The sequence below is a fragment of the Paraglaciecola sp. genome, from assembly GCF_039964565.1.
Classification (GTDB): Bacteria; Pseudomonadota; Gammaproteobacteria; order Enterobacterales; family Alteromonadaceae; genus Paraglaciecola.
The window spans coordinates 290,296-307,684 of record NZ_JBDVXF010000005.1 but is presented as its reverse complement, the minus strand read 5'-3'; the positions used below and the strand labels follow the sequence as shown (position 1 = coordinate 307,684).

17 protein-coding genes are annotated in these 17,389 nt (G+C 40.5%); 11 read left to right on the top strand and 6 right to left on the bottom strand.

Annotation, left to right across the window (positions count from 1 at the left end; all coding sequences use genetic code 11):
* Positions 1-31: 31 nt before the first annotated feature.
* The 3 genes from ABJK37_RS02715 to ABJK37_RS02705 all read left to right on the top strand — a co-directional run bounded on the left by ABJK37_RS02715 (position 32) and on the right by ABJK37_RS02705 (position 3,241).
* Positions 32-208, top strand: a complete 177-nt coding sequence (locus ABJK37_RS02715; protein WP_348349846.1) for a hypothetical protein — start codon at positions 32-34, stop codon at positions 206-208.
* A gap of 27 nt (positions 209-235) precedes the next feature.
* Positions 236-1,843: a diacylglycerol kinase family protein gene (locus tag ABJK37_RS02710; RefSeq protein ID WP_348349844.1), complete on the top strand. Its 1,608-nt coding sequence runs from the start codon at positions 236-238 to the stop codon at positions 1,841-1,843.
* Between the two features lie 69 nt (positions 1,844-1,912).
* Positions 1,913-3,241, top strand: coding sequence for a DUF2254 domain-containing protein (locus ABJK37_RS02705; protein ID WP_348349842.1), 1,329 nt, complete (start codon positions 1,913-1,915; stop codon positions 3,239-3,241).
* A gap of 149 nt (positions 3,242-3,390) precedes the next feature.
* On the opposite strand, the gene ABJK37_RS02700 is transcribed toward ABJK37_RS02705, so the two are convergent.
* From ABJK37_RS02700 to ABJK37_RS02680, 5 genes are all read right to left on the bottom strand, one after another.
* Complete coding sequence (locus ABJK37_RS02700; RefSeq protein WP_348349840.1) at positions 3,391-5,337, bottom strand: alpha/beta fold hydrolase; 1,947 nt, start codon at positions 5,335-5,337, stop codon at positions 3,391-3,393.
* Between the two features lie 211 nt (positions 5,338-5,548).
* Positions 5,549-7,948, bottom strand: coding sequence for an MMPL family transporter (locus tag ABJK37_RS02695; protein ID WP_348349838.1), 2,400 nt, complete (start codon positions 7,946-7,948; stop codon positions 5,549-5,551).
* Positions 7,941-8,837, bottom strand: coding sequence for a VacJ family lipoprotein (locus ABJK37_RS02690; RefSeq protein WP_348349836.1), 897 nt, complete (start codon positions 8,835-8,837; stop codon positions 7,941-7,943). The genes ABJK37_RS02695 and ABJK37_RS02690 overlap by 8 nt, the downstream gene beginning before the upstream one ends.
* Positions 8,838-8,947: 110 nt before the next feature.
* Positions 8,948-9,901, bottom strand: a complete 954-nt coding sequence (locus ABJK37_RS02685) for a mechanosensitive ion channel family protein (RefSeq protein WP_348349834.1) — start codon at positions 9,899-9,901, stop codon at positions 8,948-8,950.
* A gap of 66 nt (positions 9,902-9,967) precedes the next feature.
* Complete coding sequence (locus tag ABJK37_RS02680) at positions 9,968-10,159, bottom strand: CsbD family protein (RefSeq protein WP_348349832.1); 192 nt, start codon at positions 10,157-10,159, stop codon at positions 9,968-9,970.
* Positions 10,160-10,724: 565 nt separating this feature from the next.
* Between ABJK37_RS02680 and ABJK37_RS02675 the strand changes: the two genes are divergently transcribed.
* Positions 10,725-10,883 (top strand): YqaE/Pmp3 family membrane protein, encoded by a 159-nt coding sequence (locus ABJK37_RS02675; RefSeq protein WP_348349830.1) that lies wholly within the window; start codon positions 10,725-10,727, stop codon positions 10,881-10,883.
* A gap of 32 nt (positions 10,884-10,915) precedes the next feature.
* Positions 10,916-12,049, top strand: a complete 1,134-nt coding sequence (locus tag ABJK37_RS02670; RefSeq protein ID WP_348349828.1) for a DUF748 domain-containing protein — start codon at positions 10,916-10,918, stop codon at positions 12,047-12,049.
* A 2-nt stretch (positions 12,050-12,051) separates the two neighbouring features.
* Here ABJK37_RS02670 and ABJK37_RS02665 read toward each other — a convergent pair whose 3' ends face one another.
* Entirely contained in the window at positions 12,052-13,017 is a 966-nt protein-coding gene (locus ABJK37_RS02665) for an endonuclease/exonuclease/phosphatase family protein (RefSeq protein ID WP_348349826.1), read from the bottom strand.
* A 175-nt stretch (positions 13,018-13,192) separates the two neighbouring features.
* On the opposite strand from ABJK37_RS02665, the gene ABJK37_RS02660 reads away from it, so the two are divergent.
* The 6 genes from ABJK37_RS02660 (at position 13,193) to ABJK37_RS02635 (ending at position 16,976) form a co-directional block, all read left to right on the top strand.
* The gene (locus ABJK37_RS02660) at positions 13,193-14,200 is read left to right on the top strand and encodes a mechanosensitive ion channel family protein (protein ID WP_348349824.1); all 1,008 of its coding nucleotides are present in this window, start codon (positions 13,193-13,195) and stop codon (positions 14,198-14,200) included.
* Between the two features lie 215 nt (positions 14,201-14,415).
* Complete coding sequence (locus ABJK37_RS02655; RefSeq protein WP_348349822.1) at positions 14,416-14,718, top strand: DUF883 domain-containing protein; 303 nt, start codon at positions 14,416-14,418, stop codon at positions 14,716-14,718.
* 10 nt (positions 14,719-14,728) lie between these two features.
* Positions 14,729-15,145: a hypothetical protein gene (locus tag ABJK37_RS02650; protein WP_348349820.1), complete on the top strand. Its 417-nt coding sequence runs from the start codon at positions 14,729-14,731 to the stop codon at positions 15,143-15,145.
* A 15-nt stretch (positions 15,146-15,160) separates the two neighbouring features.
* Entirely contained in the window at positions 15,161-15,400 is a 240-nt protein-coding gene (locus tag ABJK37_RS02645; protein WP_348349818.1) for a hypothetical protein, read from the top strand.
* A 392-nt stretch (positions 15,401-15,792) separates the two neighbouring features.
* A complete protein-coding gene (locus ABJK37_RS02640; RefSeq protein WP_348349816.1) occupies positions 15,793-16,158 on the top strand; it encodes a hypothetical protein in 366 nt (121 codons plus the stop codon).
* A gap of 368 nt (positions 16,159-16,526) precedes the next feature.
* Positions 16,527-16,976, top strand: a complete 450-nt coding sequence (locus ABJK37_RS02635; RefSeq protein ID WP_348349814.1) for a GNAT family N-acetyltransferase — start codon at positions 16,527-16,529, stop codon at positions 16,974-16,976.
* The last annotated feature ends 413 nt before the right edge of the window (positions 16,977-17,389 follow it).

Genomic DNA, 17,389 nt, shown 5'->3' with positions numbered 1-17,389 from the left:
TCAATCAAATAGGAATTAGGAGGGTAGCAAGATGTTATTAAAAGTATTGGCTATTGCTGTGATTATTACTACAGGTTTTTTACTCAGCGCAACAAGCTTAGGTAATGGTGGATTTATCACGACGTTCTTAGTGGCATTCGGACTGTTAACCGTGATTGCCGTAGGTGGATTAATGATGTTTGCCAAGAAAACTAAATCAAAACGTTAAGTAGATTAAAAAACAGAGAGAGCAAAAATGGCAATCACCTATTACTACATAGTAGCGGCATGTTTAGCAATTTGGGCGGGTGTCCACTCGCCAAGCGTCTATTTCAGTGTTGTATGGTTTTGGATTGGGGGATCACTCTGCGCCGTTTCTGTTGCCTACATTTTTGAGCGACCTGAAATCTTCAGGAAAAAACACGACGGCTCGATACCTTTTTATATCAGGTGGTTGTTTATCCCTTTTCTTCTTGGCGCGCAACTATACAACGCTTGGGCACGTAACAATGATTCAGTACCAGCGATTCAAAAAATCGCTGATAATTTGTTCTTAGCGTGCAGGTTATTTCCTTCAGATATAGATGAACTTAAACACAATGATATTCGGGCTATTCTCGATGTGACGGCTGAATTTGATGGCCTAGATTGGTCCGCAACAGAGGCGAATCTCCATTATTTAAATCTTCCTGTTCTCGATCATCAAAATCCTACTAATGAGCAATTAATACATGCAGTTAACTGGATAGACATGCAGACTCGTGAGCATTCAGTGGTGATTCACTGCGCCCTAGGTCGAGGCAGATCGGTGTTTGTGATGGCTGCGTATTTACTCAGCAAAAATCCAGATTGGGATGTTGGTACCGCACTGGAAACTATTCAAGGTGTGCGCAGCACTGCGGGTTTGAATCGAAAACAGCTAAAAGCGCTCAGAAAAATTCAGACCTCTGGGATCCTCACAAAAAAACAACCTTTGGCAATTATTGCTAATCCTGTCTCTGGTGGCGGCAAGTGGCAAAATAATAAGGATGAGATTATACAACGTTTGTCCCTTAAATATTCGTTGTCAGTTTTTGAAACTAAAGTCGATCTAACAGCCCAAAGTCTCGCTAAAAAAGCCGTGGAAAACGGATTTAAGGTCATAGTGGCCTGTGGCGGTGACGGCACTATTTCAGAAGTCGCCTCGGTTGTTGTGAATACTGAGTGTATTTTAGGGATGATGCCTATGGGCACCACTAACGCGTTTAGCCATGTTTTACATGGTACTGGCTCAAAAGTGTACCCGATAGATTTATGTTGTGACCTAATCATTGCTGGCCAGTCTCGAATCATAGATACGGCTTTATGTAACGATGAACTGGTATTACTAATGGCTAGTATTGGTTTTGGGCAGAAGATGATTGAATCGGCAGATCGCAAAGAGAAAGATCTAGGGGGGCAATTTGCGTACCTCAAAGGGTTGTGGGAGGCAGTTCAACTTCAGCAAAGCTACCAGCTAGAACTAAAGATTGACGATAATCCCAAAATGACGATCGAAACCACAAGTTTGGTGGTTGCCAATGCTGCACCATTTTCTACGGTACTTGCTCAAGGAGGAGGGGGACCTAAAGTGACAGACGGTTTATTGGATATAACTTGGTTGCCCGCCGACAATACTGTATCTGAACAAGTGTTTAATTTGGCTGATTTGGCTTTTAGTGGTTTAGCAGGGGAAGTGGCAAACCCTGATATTCAATTTACGCAATGTAGCCAAGTTCGAATATCAAGTAGTGCAGATCTAAAGTACATGATAGATGGTGAAAATCGCCAAGCTGCTGAACTTTTACTAAGGGTGCAACCTAGCTCTTTAAATGTTTTAGCGTAAGGACTAGTTCTACACTTAAAAAAGTCCATAACCCTTTTATGACTAGGCGAAGAAAAACAAGGAAACGTGATGTTATTTAATGTTGTCAAATATGCACCCATAATAGAAAAAGCGCGCACCAGTTTTTGGTTTGTGCCCAGCGTTATGGTGTTTTCTTCTATCATTTTAGCCGTCGCTTCGGTGTATTTTGATGCGTCTTATATAAATAATTCTAAGCTTAAGATTCCCCTTATTTATGCTATTGATGTTGACGCTATTAGGTCGTTGTTAGGGACGATTGCTGGCGCTATGATTACGGTAACGAGCATCGCGTTTTCCATCACTATTGTTGCGTTAACGTTAGCCTCTTCACAATTTGGGCCTCGCCTATTACGAAATTTCATGATGGACCCAGGTACGCAAGTGGTACTGGGGGCATTTATCTCGAATTTTCTATATTGTATTTTAGTTTTTTGCGCTATTAGCTTTGAAGCCCCTTACACATTTAAGCCCGGTTTAACTGTTGTAATCGCCGTGCTCATGACCTGCATTAGCGTTGGGGTGTTGATTTACTTTATTCACCATGTGGCTAAATCCATTCAGGCAGATGTGGTTATTGATGATGTTTATGAAGAACTTCAAAACGCCATCCAAAACCTGTTTCCTACCAATTCAAAACAACAAAATTTTGCGGAAAATAGTGCGCTCATAGAGCCTGATGTTTCACAGCGACATACGCAACTCAAGGTAGCAGCAAAGTGCAGTGGTTATGTTCAAACCATAGATCAACAAGCCCTAGTCACTCTCGCCACTAAACATAATGTGTTGATTGAGTGTTGTTTGCGACCTGGGGACTTCATTGTTAAAGACGCCGTGATAGCTGTTGTTCATTCGAACATGGCAGTGCCTAAAACCTTAATCAATGACGCCGCAGGTAAGATAATATTAGGTGCGCGTAGAACCCCAGTACAAGATCCAGAATTTGCTATACATCAACTGGTAGAAATTGCGTTACGTGCGCTTTCACCCGGTATAAATGACCCCTATACAGCCATCACTTGTATCGATAAATTAAATGCGGTGCTGTGTGGACTCACAAAAAGAAACTTTCCTTCGCCCCAGGACTTTGACCAAGCCGGTATGCTGCGATTAAGCTGCAAGGTGCTAACGTTTCGAGATATTGCCAGCGCTGCATTTGAACAAATAAGGCAACAGGCGAATCGTGATGTTGCTGTGACTATTAGGCTACTTGATTCGTTGCATAATTTGATAATGGAAGCCCAAAATGACGAACACAAACATTTCGTTTTTAGCCAAACTAAGATGATTGAAGAGCAACAAAATAAACTGTCGTTAGCTGAAGATGATTTAAAGACAATTAATAAGAGAGTGGCTTCGATTTATTCAGTCTCAAAATAGACGTTATTTTAGAAAACACGACGCTTTTGTGTGGCACGCAGAGCGGTGATCGATTGCTAGCTGTTGCTAAAGTAGTCTTATTGCCTACAAACATTAAATAGAAAAAGATGAAACAGACTCTTCAATCTGCTCCATCCTGTTGCACTGGATTATTTTAAGTGTTCTTCAAAAAAATCCTTCATCAATTTCATCGCATTGACACGATTTGTGGCATCGTCCAAGTAATGAGTACCGTATTCAAATTCTCTATAGGTAACGTCTACGTCCTCTGATTTTAACTGGTCGTACATCGAACTAGACTGACGGTAACTAACCCGAGTGTCCTTTTTGCCATGTATAAGTAGTACAGGTTTCTTAAATTTATCAGCGTGGTAGTAAGGTGAAACCGCCTTAATATCGGTGTCATCATCACTTACCGCATTATCAATATAATCAAAATAGCCTAATCTTCGCCACATGGTCATTTGATTATTTAAGTCTGAAACACCTGCAATACTCACAATACAGTCAAACAATTCCGGAGTTTGGTAACCGGCCACTAAAGCCGCGTAGCCACCATAACTGGCACCGGCTATACAGGCTTTATCTTTATGTACTAATTCCGTTGCTAATAACCAGTCGTAAGCATCTAATAGGTCAGTTTGCATGGCTTTGCCCCATTGATGGTAGCCACTTGTCATGTATTTATTACCGTAACCAGTTGAGCCGCGGAAGTTAACTTGCAACACTGCATACCCTTCATTTGCCATCATTTGTACATAGGGGTCAAAATATTGATAATCTCTGGCATATGGCCCTCCGTGAGGAAACACAATAACAGGGGGCTTTTCGACACCAACGGGTAAAGTGATGTACCCATAAATTTCCATACCATCTCTAGCATTGAAAGTGATGGGAGTCACATTGGCCAGCGATTTACCTTCAAGGTAAGGGAACTGACTAAACCAAAGACCCAGACTCTTTTTTGTCTTATCAAACAAGTAATATTTAACAGGACTTGTGTCACTTAGGGCAGAAATGATGTAGCGGTTTTCGTCCAGGCTATAATCATAAATGTTACTTTGCAGGCCACTTTTAGACAGTAATTGTGCTAACTGGTCACCGATGTTTTTTTGTTCCGAATCCCAATAAACTCGTCGCACAAAATTATCAACGTAGCTATAACCAATGACATTCATTTCAGTATGACTGGGTTTAAAAATCACATTGGTAATATCAAACTTTCCAGGCGCTTGTGCTACCAGATCGGAAAACTGGTTTTTTTCGATATCGAAGCGCCATAAGGCGGTTTTATTTAATTGATGATCAGATAATAACAACAGAGAATTGGTTTCTTTTTCATACATGATGGGGTCGAAGGTTTCTGATTCAAAAGGGGTATACTGCTTGATCAGCTTCCAATCAGCCTCTTGATTTTCTCTGACGTAAACGTACTTTGTTTCGTTGCGAGCCCTATCACTACCGCCAATTGCCAGTAATATTTCACCATTTTTATCGGTTATCCAATTGGTGATCCTGTTGCTATTAGCAATATGCTTCTCAAACTTTCCATTATTCACATTCACTTTGTAAACGGAAGCGTAGTTGCCATCCCTTGAGTCTCTGGTGGTAACCAAAATGTGATCTGCGTCATTAGGCAAAATATTCAGTAAATTGGGACTGTTATAATAAAAGTCTAATTCGGTCGTTTTGGTGCTAACTCGGGCGTTGGTTGAACGGCGCATTTCAAATACGTTTTTACCCTCAATATCTGCAGAATATAAATGGGTCGTTCTTAATTTTAAGCCATTAAATTCATAAGGTTGGCTGACGTTAATCAGTAACCTTTTGTCATTTGCCCAATCAATACTCTCGATTCGATATTTTTCACCACCCAAAGTTACTAGTGCTTTGAGATCTTGCGAACCAAAAGGCATCACTACTACTTGGGTGTTGCTATTACTGTTATAAATCCCCGCTAGATGCTCACCGTTTGGCGAAATAATCGGTTGTTGCAGCATTGGCATCTGGTTGAAATACTCTATTGGTAATGATTCAGCGTGTAACGAGTTGATTGGCAGTAGAAACCATAATGCGATGATAATTTTTCTGTACATATCCCTTAAACATCTCCGTGTAGTTGTTTTTATCTAGGTGTTTTTTTTACACATTCTATTGATAATGAAAATATAATCAAGCTTGTGGATAGACCATGATATCGACAATGACCAAAAGACATTTATCTAGGTATGTATGTCAATAAAGCCTTGAGAAATGTTGAATATTTCGTTACAGAAGTCAGTGTCAACATAGTCGACAATGACTTCTCTAGCTACTTTTTTGCGTCGCAGGGGAAATGTAGTGGGTCAACAAAGCAGGTAACAGAGTCAGGTCGGTGATGAGAGCGGCTATCATGGCTAACGCGGTTAGTAAGCCAAACAGCATGCTGGGAACAAAATCAGAAAACGCTAGTAACGCAAAACCCACGCAAATGATCATGGTGGTAAATAACATCGCGTAACCCACACTAAAATACGCCTGTTTAACAGCCTTGGTTGGTGATGCATCACCATTCAGATAGTGATGTACAAAATGTATGGTATCGTCCACCGCAATGCCCATGGCTATGGCCGCAATAGTAATGGTCATCAGATCAAGGGGGATATTTGCATACCCCATTACCGCTAAAATTACTAAGGTACAAATCACGTTGGGTATGAGTGCAATTAACGCCACCGATAATCGTTTAAACAGCACCCACATCACTAATAATAAGGCGATGTAGACTATTCCTAGGGTTAAAATTTGTGAGTTAAATAAGCGTTGTAATATGTCCTGATACAACACAAAAAGATTAGTAAACTGATATTGGTCTTCTGCGATACCGTTTTTTTCTAGGTCAATACGCAAGTTTTCGAGATACTCTTTGCGATTAAAACCTTCAGTACTGTCTTTGACTCTGCTACTTAGGCGCAATTGTTGGTTCTCTATTGAAAAATAACTGCCCAATAAAGACTCTCGTAAATTTTCATCGACTAAGTGGTAGATGGCGGTGAGTTCGTATTCAGTCAGCGGACGCCCTTGGTTTAACTTCATGGCCAATTCAGTAAAGTTAACTACTGAGGTGGTGTTACCACTAGCAGGATATTGTTTAAGTATGGTTTGGATTATTTGCAACTGTTGTATGCTTTTGGCACTTAAGGCTAAGTCTGTTTTTTGCATGTTTTCTGGCACATCGATAATAATATCAAAAGGTGTAGAGCCGCCAAATTGTTGGTCAATAAAGGTTAATTCTTGACGTACTTTGGTGTCTTTCGCAAAGTAATTCAAAAAGCTGTTCTCTACGCTGAGCCGGAATACGCCTAAAATAGCAATAGCGGTAATCACAGCAAACACCACCACCACCTTAGTCGAATGCTTTAAAGTGATGACTGAGACCCATTGAACGAAACGTTGACTGATTTTGTTAGGTGCCATTGCTTGACTACGAGGAAATAAACACAGTAGCGCGGGCAGAAATATTAATGAAAGGCCAATTGAGACCAACATGGCAATGATCATCATCCAACCAAAACTCACTACGGGCTGAATGCCGCTAAAAATCAGCGACCCAAAGCCTACCGAAGTGGTAATGCCAGCATAAAAACAGGGTTTAATTTTTTGTCTTAGGGTTTGAGACACTAATTGTGCTTGGGTGGCTTTAGCATCATCACTAGCAAGTTGCCGATACTGCACGATTAAATGCACACATATCGCCAGAGTAAGAATCAGTTGTAATGCGATAAAATTCGAAGAAATGACAGTCGTTCGCAAGTCAAAAATGCCAAACAAGCCCATGGTCATAACCACGCTGGTGGCACAGCATGCAATTGGAATAACAACCCAGCGCCAACTTCTAAATAAAATGAACAACATCATACAAATGGCGAGACCAATAGCGCTACCAAATAATTTTAGGTCGGCGCGGATAATGTTAATTAACTGATGACCCAAAACGTAAGAGCCACCTAAATAAACCCTAGCATTGTTTTTGACAGTATCGGCAAAGGCATATATTTGTTGTATTTCTTGCTCTCGTTGAATATTGACCTCTTGTCGAATGGGGTCGGCTTGCGCCTTTAGCTGTTGAACTTTTTCTTCGTCTTCAGGGGTAAATTCTTGGGTTAAACGTTTTTTATTAAGGTTAATTATGTCGCTTTCGATTTCAGATAGTTCGGGGTGTTTTTTAAATATTACTTGAATCGATGTAGCCGACATTTTTTGATTCACCAACAAGTCGGTAAAAATTGGATGTTGGTCGAAGGTCTGACGCATTGTCTGGTGGCTAAACTGTTTACTTAGCCAAGTCCAATCTGATGCGACAAGATTGGGATCAAGTTCATTCATTTGTGACAATAAAGGGACATTGAGTATGTGAGTGACACTTTGAACCCTAGGTAAGGTTTTTAACTTCGCAGACAGGAGTTGGATGTCTTCAAAGGTTTGGTCACTAAATAGGTCATGATTTTTAGGTTCGTAAGCCAATAATATAAATTCGTCAGGTGAGAACCTTTCATTCATTACCTGACTTTGTATATAAAGCCTGTTGTCTTTTACGAGCAATGTTTCGGCAGACGCATCTATTTTAAAATATTGTACAAACCAACCAAGGCATAAGGTTATCAGTAACACAGCGACGACTGTTAGCAGTGGTTTTTTTGTAAGCCAAAGGTTGCGTTGTTCAGTCATGGGTATTGGCCTTAACTGGCGCAACTGTTGTCGCTGGTTTTAGCTTTTGGGTATCTTGATATTCTTTGTCTCTCAACAGGGTTTGCATATACATATTACGGAAAAAAACGTAAGGATCGTCGCTTTCTTGATATAAGGTTTCGTAGCTGCTTGCTCTTGGAGCAAACTCATGAAAACCATCATAGGCTTGGATGTATTGAGTTTGCGGTGGCTCAGATACAAAAGTGACGGGAGCAAATGCCGATTCAGTTAACGTTGATAAACCATTTCTTACATCACTTTGCCCCAGTATAGGTAACACCACATAAGCGCCATAACCTAGATCCCAGGATGTTAACGTATCGTTTAGGGTGGCTTTTCGCGGTTCAATTTCAAACCAAGCTTGGGCCGGATCAAACAGTCCAAATATACCTATCGTGCTGTTGATTAAGAAGCGCCCTAAACTACTACTCATATCACTACCGTTAGCTTGTAACAGGTGATTCACAGCGTTTAAGGGTTCGCGTAAATTACTGAAAAATTGACTAACTGCCGCCTCTACAGGATCCGGCATGATAGCGGTGTAACCTTTGGCTAGCGGATTGAGGACCCACGTATAAACCACATGATTTACAGCAAACACTGGGCGATTAATGGATTCAAAAGGGTCATCAAACTGTGAGTCAGCATAACCCACTACGGTAGGAGTAATGGCAACTACACCATTTGAAGTTTCAACCTCAATCATATCGTTACGTTCAACCGAGGCTTGGGGTTGGCCTAATCCACTTTGAAACAATTGGCTTTGGCCTGACCCCTGCTCAAGTGCGTTTTTAGATGCGCAACCTGCCAAGCAACTTAATATAACAAGCAACACTAGGGGCGAACATGTACCGCGGCTGTAATCCATCTTTTACTCCGTTATTTGATATTGTGACCCATAGTGTTGGCAATCTTGCTGCCCTGTACTTAGTCTATTTAATGAATACGTGCTGCAGTCGTAAAACGATTACTTTGAATTCAATTCGAGTCACTAACGCTTGGGTTGTCATTGTTGCTTTTATTACTGCTCACAGCAGTAACGTCGGATTGAAGCATTGTGTCTAAATTGACTCCGCCTTTCGCTCCAAAATCTAAGGTGCGGATGGGGAATGGGATTAGGATATCGGCTTTCTCAAGTGCCTTCTTAATGCCTACTACGGCTTGATGACGCGCCTGCATAAAACCAACTTCACCAGGATAATCAATCCAAAACCACAATAGTAAATTGACGCTACTGTCACCAAAGTCTTTAGCAAATACTGCGGTTTCTTCCTTCCTAATGACAAAATCATACTGATTAATAAATTCTCTTATCACTTCTGCTGCTTGTTCAGGATCATCCGCATAGGAAATCCCCACAGGCACTTCAATTCTTCTTACCCCATTAATTGAGTAGTTGGTAAGAATGTTTCTAAATAGGATTTTATTGGGAATGACTTCTAGTTGACCAAAAAATGTTTCTACTAGGGTGTTACGTAAATTAATGGTTTTGACTGTGCCAAATACTTTGTCTGCAGCAACTACATCACCAATTTGGAAGGGTTTGCGGATCCCCATCGCGATACCTGCAATTAGATTTTCAGTCATATCTTGGAAAGCAAAACCTATGGCCAAACCAACAATACCAGCACCCGCTAACAAAGATGTCACTGTACCGGTTAAGCCTAAGAAGTCTAAGGCAACAAACACCCCGGCAATTAAGACACACATCTTAAAAATAGAAGCCAATAAGCCAGCGATTTGCGGCGATTCGAGGGTTTTCAACAAGACCTTTTTTAACGTCTTGCCGGCGATATTGGCTATAACCGAAAAAATAATGGCGATTAATATAGCAACCACAAAATTAGGAAGGTGTTTTATACCCGCTTCGAGCCATCGTTCTAATTTGTCGTTTATTAGACTCCAAAACTTTTCGATTTTTAGCAATTCCATAACACTTTCCAGATAATTGATTGAGGGGGCAGTGCTAAGCAGGCTTAGCACTGTATTGCATTTTGATTAAGCGTGACTCTTGTTGAATACTTTCTCTGCTTCTTCTTTGGCCATTCCATACTTCTCTTGCATCTTGCCTTGAAACTTCTCTAAGTTGCCGTCGATTTCCTGTAGGTCATCGTCTGTGAGTTTGCCCCAATTTGCTTTAAGAGAGCCTGAAGCTTGTTTCCACTTACCTTTTACTGTGTCTGTATTCATTTTCTTCTCCTGTTCATTTAAATCGTTCATTCATCAACAATTAATTAAAAGGTGACTCAGGTTTTAAGTGAATCATTGATTTACAGGTAATCTACAATCAAACCCTATGCCAATGAATTAAGTTATTGAAAATAAACGAGAAAGGTTTTTTTGAGTGGTTGCTTGGGTTGACCGATGTGTAAGATTTACAGTGTTAAATGTTAGTTTTTCACTTTGGACGTTATCGAGTGATTGAGAACTTAAGTGCAGCGGAATTGAAAGCAGTGGAAAGACCCACAATGTGGCTGTGATTATTTGATTAAGACGGTATTGATCTTAAGTAAAAATTACAAAATGTTTGAAAATTTGTAGCGGTTTCTAGGTTGTCATTTTTTTCGGATGAGAGCTAATGCTACTAGTTAAATTATAACAAAATTCTTTTATATCATATGGTTAGTTTTGATTTTGAATGAGATTGTACGCACTGGTACAGGAACTGCTGTAGCTGTGTAGGTAGGATGAACAACTCAATCTTTTTTTGTTGTTACTACTTACATCCATAAACATTATTCCCAAGGAGAAAATCATGGATCTGCTACGTATTATCATTGCTATTTTGGTACCCCCTATCGGAGTCTTTTTGCGGGTTGGTTTATCTATGACTTTGTTACTAAACATTATTCTTACTTTGTTAGGTTACCTGCCAGGTATCATTCACGCTATTTGGGTAATCACTAAAAAGTAGCCATTAATTTTTATTAACAAAGGTAGATAGAAATGAGTTGGCTGAAGTCTTTTAAGGTATCGACCAATACAACGGTCTGTGTATTGCTTACTGTGATCCTGTTGAGGGTTGCAGCGCCGAGTATCATCACTTGGTATGCAAACCGCGCAATCCAACAAACTGATGGTATGAGTGGTTCTGTAGCGAATGTGGATTTGCACATGATTGCAGGTTCATACAGTATTTTTCAAGCCAATATTCGCCAGACTGGGGATAGCCAAGATCTTCCTTTATTTGTTGTTGAAAGAATAGATATATCCATTTTGTGGCAGGCTTTGTTAAAGGGGGAATGGGTTGTAGAAGTAAACATTATTAGGCCAGTATTTAGTTTGTATGACAGACCTCAAGACAAGGTATTTGAATCTGAAGCGGTAACCGATGAAAAAACTTGGTTGGGATTAGCGCGAAATTTGAGTCCATTTGCTATTGATAAACTGACTGTAGAAAACGGTACATTTAGTATGGATGCTCAATCACAGTTGAAACGCTCAAAATTTACCGTGCAAAACATCCAACTGACTGCTACCGATATTTCCAATTCTAAAAGCGCTACAACTATTGCGAATGCTAAATTAACGGGAGATATTCAGGATCACGCCAAGATTTTGGTAAACGCAAGTTTCGACCCCAACACCGCCAAACCCACTTTTGATATTAATCTTGAGATGGAAAAACTGCCGGTTTCTTATATTGATTCTTTAATTAAATTCTATGCTCCTTTTGATTTTGAAGCTGGGCAGCTTGATTTAGCTAGTGAATTAAAGTCTGTAGAGGGACAAGTCACCGGCTACCTAAAGGCTGGTATTTATGAACTCGATGTTTTTTCGTGGCACGAAGATGTGGTTGAAGACGGTGATAATCCCGCCCTATTAATCGTTGAGATGATTGGCGGGGCATTAGCTACATTGTTTGCAAATGATGATAAAGACTTAGTCGCAACACGCGTGCCGATTGAAGGGGCACTGGATGATCCTGATGTCTCTACCTTTGATGCGCTTTCAGGAATACTCAGGAATGCATTTATTGAGGCATATAGCCTCAAAGTAGAAAACTCTGTTAGTGGCTTGGATGAGTCTGATAGCGCACGTAGCAATACTTCTGAGGCCAAGGATGAGGTCGACTCATAAGGTTAGTTTTCTTCGTAGACGAGCTCACTCAGCAACGGAAAATGGTCAGAATTAATAGAAGGCATTCTCTGAATTGTTTCTAACGTGAAATGCTCACTATGGAAAATATGATCTAGTGGCCAACGTAAAAAAGGATAATCCGCATGGAAAGTATTAAACATGCCTCGGCCTATTCTAGGATCCTTTAAACCACTGATGCGCCTAAAAGCTCGGGTAGTGGGTGACCAAGCGACATCGTTTAAATCTCCAGTGACAATAGTGGGCTCGGTTTTATCCGCCACTTCTCGCGCTATCAATAGTAATTCTCTATCTCTGGGTGTCGAACGTGTATTTTCAGTTGGGCTCGGTGGAGCTGGGTGCAAGAAATGGCATTTTATCTTAAGTTCATTTCTCAATAATAAGTAACAATGAATCGATGGCACGTCATCTTCAATTAGATTTCTTACCTCAACGTCTTCCAATGCATATTTACTGTATAGGTGCATGCCATACAAGTTGTCCAAAGGCTGATTAACTCTGTGGGGGTAATCGGCGTGGATTGGTTGCATGGCCCCTTGCCACCAATCATCTGTTTCGAGTGTGACAATAACGTCAGGTTGATGCAGCGAAACCAAGGTAATTAATTTTTCAGCACTATGATTTGGCATCAATACATTACTGGTTAATATCTTAATCGAATGAGTCTGACTCGATTTTTGTGCTTTAGGCACCTGTATAGGGTAAAGCCGAGTGTAAGGGAATATCCAAACAAGTTGATAAATAGTGATTAAGCCATTTGTTATCACTAAGACTATTTGGATAATAGGTGAAGTAACGTAAAAACTTGCTACCAATAAACAAATTGTAATAACGGCTATTTGTACTCTAGGAAACTCCCATACTCTGCAAAGCCAGTGGTTTGATGGCAGTAAAGGTAGCAATGTTACACCTAGCATGGTTATGGTGAGAATTATTATCAAAGCTTCCAATATTTTTACCCTTTGTGAGTTTAACTACGACCAATGTGTCTGCTTAGCTTTGACAAGCGGGCAGTCATTTAGAGCCATTTACGGCATTAATTTTGCTTTTCTTTTACTGTAAACATAAGGCTTAAGTAAGTCATTCAATAAAACACACCGCTTATACATTTAAAAGGTCAACACTATGCAAACCCAATTGGTACTCGATGATTTGAGTCAGTTTACCCAACTCGCTGTAGAAAAGTTACCTTCAATTTTTCTAGGGGTCTTAATATTCGCCATATGTTTTTGGCTATCGAGGCCTATTGCTAATTTATTAACCAAACCGTTAGCAAAAGCGACCACCAGTAAACTGATTCAAATGGTGGTGCGCAGAATTATGAGTATGTTAGTCATCCTTGTGGGGCTGTATATTTTGTTACGCTTAGTTGGACTCACCCAATTTGCTGTAGCACTGCTAAGCGGCACGGGAGTGCTTGGTTTAATTATAGGGTTTGCCTTTAAAGACATAGCTGAGAACTTTTTATCTAGTTTACTGTTAAGCGTGCAACGTCCTTTTAAATTAGGCGACATTATAGAGGTGGAAGGCTATTTAGGTGTCGTGAAAAAAATGACGTCCAGAGCGACCACATTGGTTGATTTTAATGGTGACCATGTGCAACTTCCTAACGCTACAATATATAAAAATGCGATTCGTAACCTAACTGCCAATCCCTTTATGCGCAGCACTATTGATATTGGGGTAGGGTACGATGCCGATTTTGATCAGGCTCAATCTTTAGCCATGGATATTATGCTTTCTCATCCAGCAGTATTAGATGATCCAGCGCCTCAAGCGTTAGTGGACTCGTTAGGCGCATCGACCTGTAACGTGCGCTTGTACTTTTGGGTTAATAGCGAAGTGAATAGTCCGTTAAAGGTATCGTCAGTATTAATGAAACGAGTGGTTGAAACGTATTTGGCCGAAAATATTACTATGCCTGATGATGCGCGAGAACGGATTATTTTGAACCCTGAAACATTGGCGAATCCCGTGGTTTCTAACATGAAACCAAGCCAAGTTCATTCAGTACAAAAGGATAATAAAGTGCCGAACGAGTCAACCAATGATGATACTAGCAGCGATCATGATGAAATACGGGAACAGGCTGCTCAAGCCAGAGATCCCGAAGAAGGCGATAATATTTTGTAGTGAGTGTTGTTGAGATGACGTAATTTTTTCAGATAACCAGGAATTATTTACATTTTTCAAACGGTAATCAATAGCGGGGTTTCGATTTTGTTTTTTAAGTGTTTGATTTTATTGAAGTATGTTGTGCGTGGATGTCTGGCATAGAGGTTGCTCCTACTGAAGTACTAATGCGCAATACATCGCACTAGATTCACTTAATTTAACAGGAGCGAATTATGAGCACGTCAACAAAAACAAAAGCCGCAGCAACCAACTCAGGTACCCCTATTGCAGATAAAGTCACTGAAACACTGCATCAATCAGTTGATACCTTGTCTGAGCACGCTGCGACTGCAGAAGAAAAACTACGTCACAGTGCATCAGCATCGGCTGAAACCATGGGTGAGAAACAGCAACAGGTGAAGCAGTATTGGGATCAATCTGCTGTGGGTAAATACACCAAAGAAAACCCGGTTGCCACTGCAGGTATCGCGTTTGCTGCAGGTATGTTACTGACCACTTTCCTTAGAAGAAAATAGTTTACCTATTATGACCACAACACAGCAAAACATAGCCAATGAGCAAGCGTCAGCATCTAATGCTGACGCTAGCGTTAGTGATGTTATATCTGCCTGGGATAAAGTATTTCAGGGAGTTAAGGCCCGGATGAGAACTAACGCATCAGTGGTAGCGGCGGATTTTAGGTTGTCTATCAAAGCGCTGGTTGTCACTTTGATCTGTATCCTATTGTTAGTTGCTTTCGGGGTTGTCATTTGGGTCAGTTTACTGGCGGGTATAGCCTATGCTTTGATGGCGTTCGGTCTCCATTGGTCATGGAGCTTACTGTTCGTACTTGCAACAAACTTAGTGGCGTGGCTTGTCACCCAGCGAATGCTCCGTAATGCCCTCAACTCGGTCAAGATGACCGCATCCGCTGACCTGTTGTTTGATTCCAAAAGCGAGTAGCTAGGAGAAAATAATATGTTTGATCCGTTGAATAAACACAAAGCGAAATTGCAGCAAGCTAAGACGAATGCTGAACTTGCGAATAAGTATTCGAAACGACAACTTGTAAAAGCCAGAACCCAAAGTGAGTCGTTTATCTCATCCCCAACTGGCATCACCAGTATGTTTGTAGCGGGGGCAATTAAAGGTGCCACTGCTGAGGTACCTAAACCGCCTGCATCGATATTTCTGTCAATGTTTCTCAAGTTGTTCTAGCGTAATATTTGTAGCGCAGCAATAAGTGACTGAACCCGTATTAACCCGAGTTAAGATTCACTTAGCTTTGGCTCAGCTCTGGCGCTCCTTTTCTAGGAGTTTCTTTTCCAGAGTTGAGCTTTTTTCTTGGTGTGAATTTTTGAATGCTAGCTTGTGTAGGATTTACTCAAGGCCTCTGAAAAAATTACTGTAAATAGTTACCTGTGAACATTCTTCTTCACGAAACATCCTCATTAACTAGCCGTATCAATACTTCGAAATTTGGCCTATCCCAGTAAATTCGGGCTGTCTAGGAATTTAATGCTGGTGGTACGATTTTGCTCCTAGATTGGTATCGTTTCTGCAATAGCTACGACAACTCATTATAATTTTTTGCACTTAGGAGCTTTACCGTGAAATTTTTAACTCTTGTTGCCGCTATCATATTAACCATTGTCAGTTCTGCAATGGCTGTGTCACAAACTGTTGAATCTAAACAAGTAGAGTTGATGCCAGCCAGCATTGACCAGTTAAAAATCGCATTGGAAAATGCTGATCGCGGAAAAACAGATAGAAACAGTGTGCTGCGTTTAGAGCGCGCTGAATTTTACTATTCGAGCGCGGTTGAATACTTCAAAGCAAACTGGCGAACCAAAGCCATTGATTACGCCCATAGAGGAAGGTTGTTAGTCGAGCTACATCAACGTTCAGTAGAAAAAAACGGGTTTTATAGGCCAGAGCTTGCAAAAGCCCAACAAGCCAGTTTACGGGTTGAATAGCTTTATACCAATCCGTATTACGGGTTGGTGTTACTGCGAAACGACATAATTCCTCGAATGACGCGGTAATAAGATTCGACAAAGTGGCTTGGTGTTGTCATTTAAACGCGCAATCGTTAGGGTTTAATCTTAAATTGTATAGATGCTGATTGCAGGCGGTGACTTCCTCCCGTCTGCTTTTTCAGTCTGGCGACCGCCACGGCTACTCAAACTGAATTAGTGTGATTGCCAAGGGATATTGACGGTATAAGTACCAAGTGATTATGACGTAAATACTGAAGCACAAGGTGAGCAAGCTTCGTTTTAATATTGTTTTTATTCGTTTCCCCCACACATATTTCTACTTACCATAAATGAAAGGAAATTCTGTGAAAGTTAGTTTGCGTAATGTTACTAAGGGTAATTGGGTGGATGTCATTCACTTAGAAATTACTAAACAGCAAGAGGATTACGTCGCGTTAAATTCAGAGTCTATCGCCGAATCATGTTTTTATCCTCATTATGTTAATAGGGCAATATATCTCGGCGATGACGTTGTCGGCTTTATCCAATATTACCAAGAACTTGAAGAAGATTTACCTGATGAATTTTACATCGCCCAATTCATGGTTGATGTAAAATATCAGGGGCAAGGTATTGGGAAAATTGCTACGGAGCTGGTGATTAAAGAGATGAGTGCAATTCCAGAATGTAAGAAAATCACCATACTCTATATGCCTGGTCATCATGTGATGCGCAAATTCTATTCACAGTTTGGCTTTGTCGTGACCGAAGAAGACGATGAACACGGTGTTGTAATGGAGCTTGATATAAAATAGTTCAAACGGCCGGTAGAGCAAGTGAATAGTTTAATCTAAAGGTATTTTCCTAAGGGAACATACATTTAATAATGTAACTCAATGCCACCTCAAAAAAGGTAGATGAATCACTTGATGATCGGCCATTTGTGCAGGATGTCGTTTTTGATGAAAACAAATAAATCGATAAACCCACTGAATGTAACTACCAATAGTTTTTTGGGCGTAATGCCGTTGACAAATATACTCTGAGATATGAGTTTAAAAAAGGTGAGTTCGTTATAATTTTTACTCGTTATATGCTGTGTTTATTCACCGCTTTAGTTTTAAACACGTATATATGCAAGAGCACGGGCTTTTGCGTCTTATTAATATTGTTAGCATGCCAAAGCTTATTCTTCGCGGGTTACCTAAAAGTGGTGAGCAAAGCGGTT

Coding starts and splice junctions, on each gene's coding strand:
- ABJK37_RS02715 (WP_348349846.1), top strand. CDS start 32: ATGTTATTAAAAGTATTGGCTATTGCTGTGATTATTACTACAGGTTTT.
- ABJK37_RS02710 (WP_348349844.1), top strand. CDS start 236: ATGGCAATCACCTATTACTACATAGTAGCGGCATGTTTAGCAATTTGG.
- ABJK37_RS02705 (WP_348349842.1), top strand. CDS start 1,913: ATGTTATTTAATGTTGTCAAATATGCACCCATAATAGAAAAAGCGCGC.
- ABJK37_RS02700 (WP_348349840.1), bottom strand. CDS start 5,337: ATGTACAGAAAAATTATCATCGCATTATGGTTTCTACTGCCAATCAAC.
- ABJK37_RS02695 (WP_348349838.1), bottom strand. CDS start 7,948: ATGACTGAACAACGCAACCTTTGGCTTACAAAAAAACCACTGCTAACA.
- ABJK37_RS02690 (WP_348349836.1), bottom strand. CDS start 8,837: ATGGATTACAGCCGCGGTACATGTTCGCCCCTAGTGTTGCTTGTTATA.
- ABJK37_RS02685 (WP_348349834.1), bottom strand. CDS start 9,901: ATGGAATTGCTAAAAATCGAAAAGTTTTGGAGTCTAATAAACGACAAA.
- ABJK37_RS02680 (WP_348349832.1), bottom strand. CDS start 10,159: ATGAATACAGACACAGTAAAAGGTAAGTGGAAACAAGCTTCAGGCTCT.
- ABJK37_RS02675 (WP_348349830.1), top strand. CDS start 10,725: ATGGATCTGCTACGTATTATCATTGCTATTTTGGTACCCCCTATCGGA.
- ABJK37_RS02670 (WP_348349828.1), top strand. CDS start 10,916: ATGAGTTGGCTGAAGTCTTTTAAGGTATCGACCAATACAACGGTCTGT.
- ABJK37_RS02660 (WP_348349824.1), top strand. CDS start 13,193: ATGCAAACCCAATTGGTACTCGATGATTTGAGTCAGTTTACCCAACTC.
- ABJK37_RS02655 (WP_348349822.1), top strand. CDS start 14,416: ATGAGCACGTCAACAAAAACAAAAGCCGCAGCAACCAACTCAGGTACC.
- ABJK37_RS02650 (WP_348349820.1), top strand. CDS start 14,729: ATGACCACAACACAGCAAAACATAGCCAATGAGCAAGCGTCAGCATCT.
- ABJK37_RS02645 (WP_348349818.1), top strand. CDS start 15,161: ATGTTTGATCCGTTGAATAAACACAAAGCGAAATTGCAGCAAGCTAAG.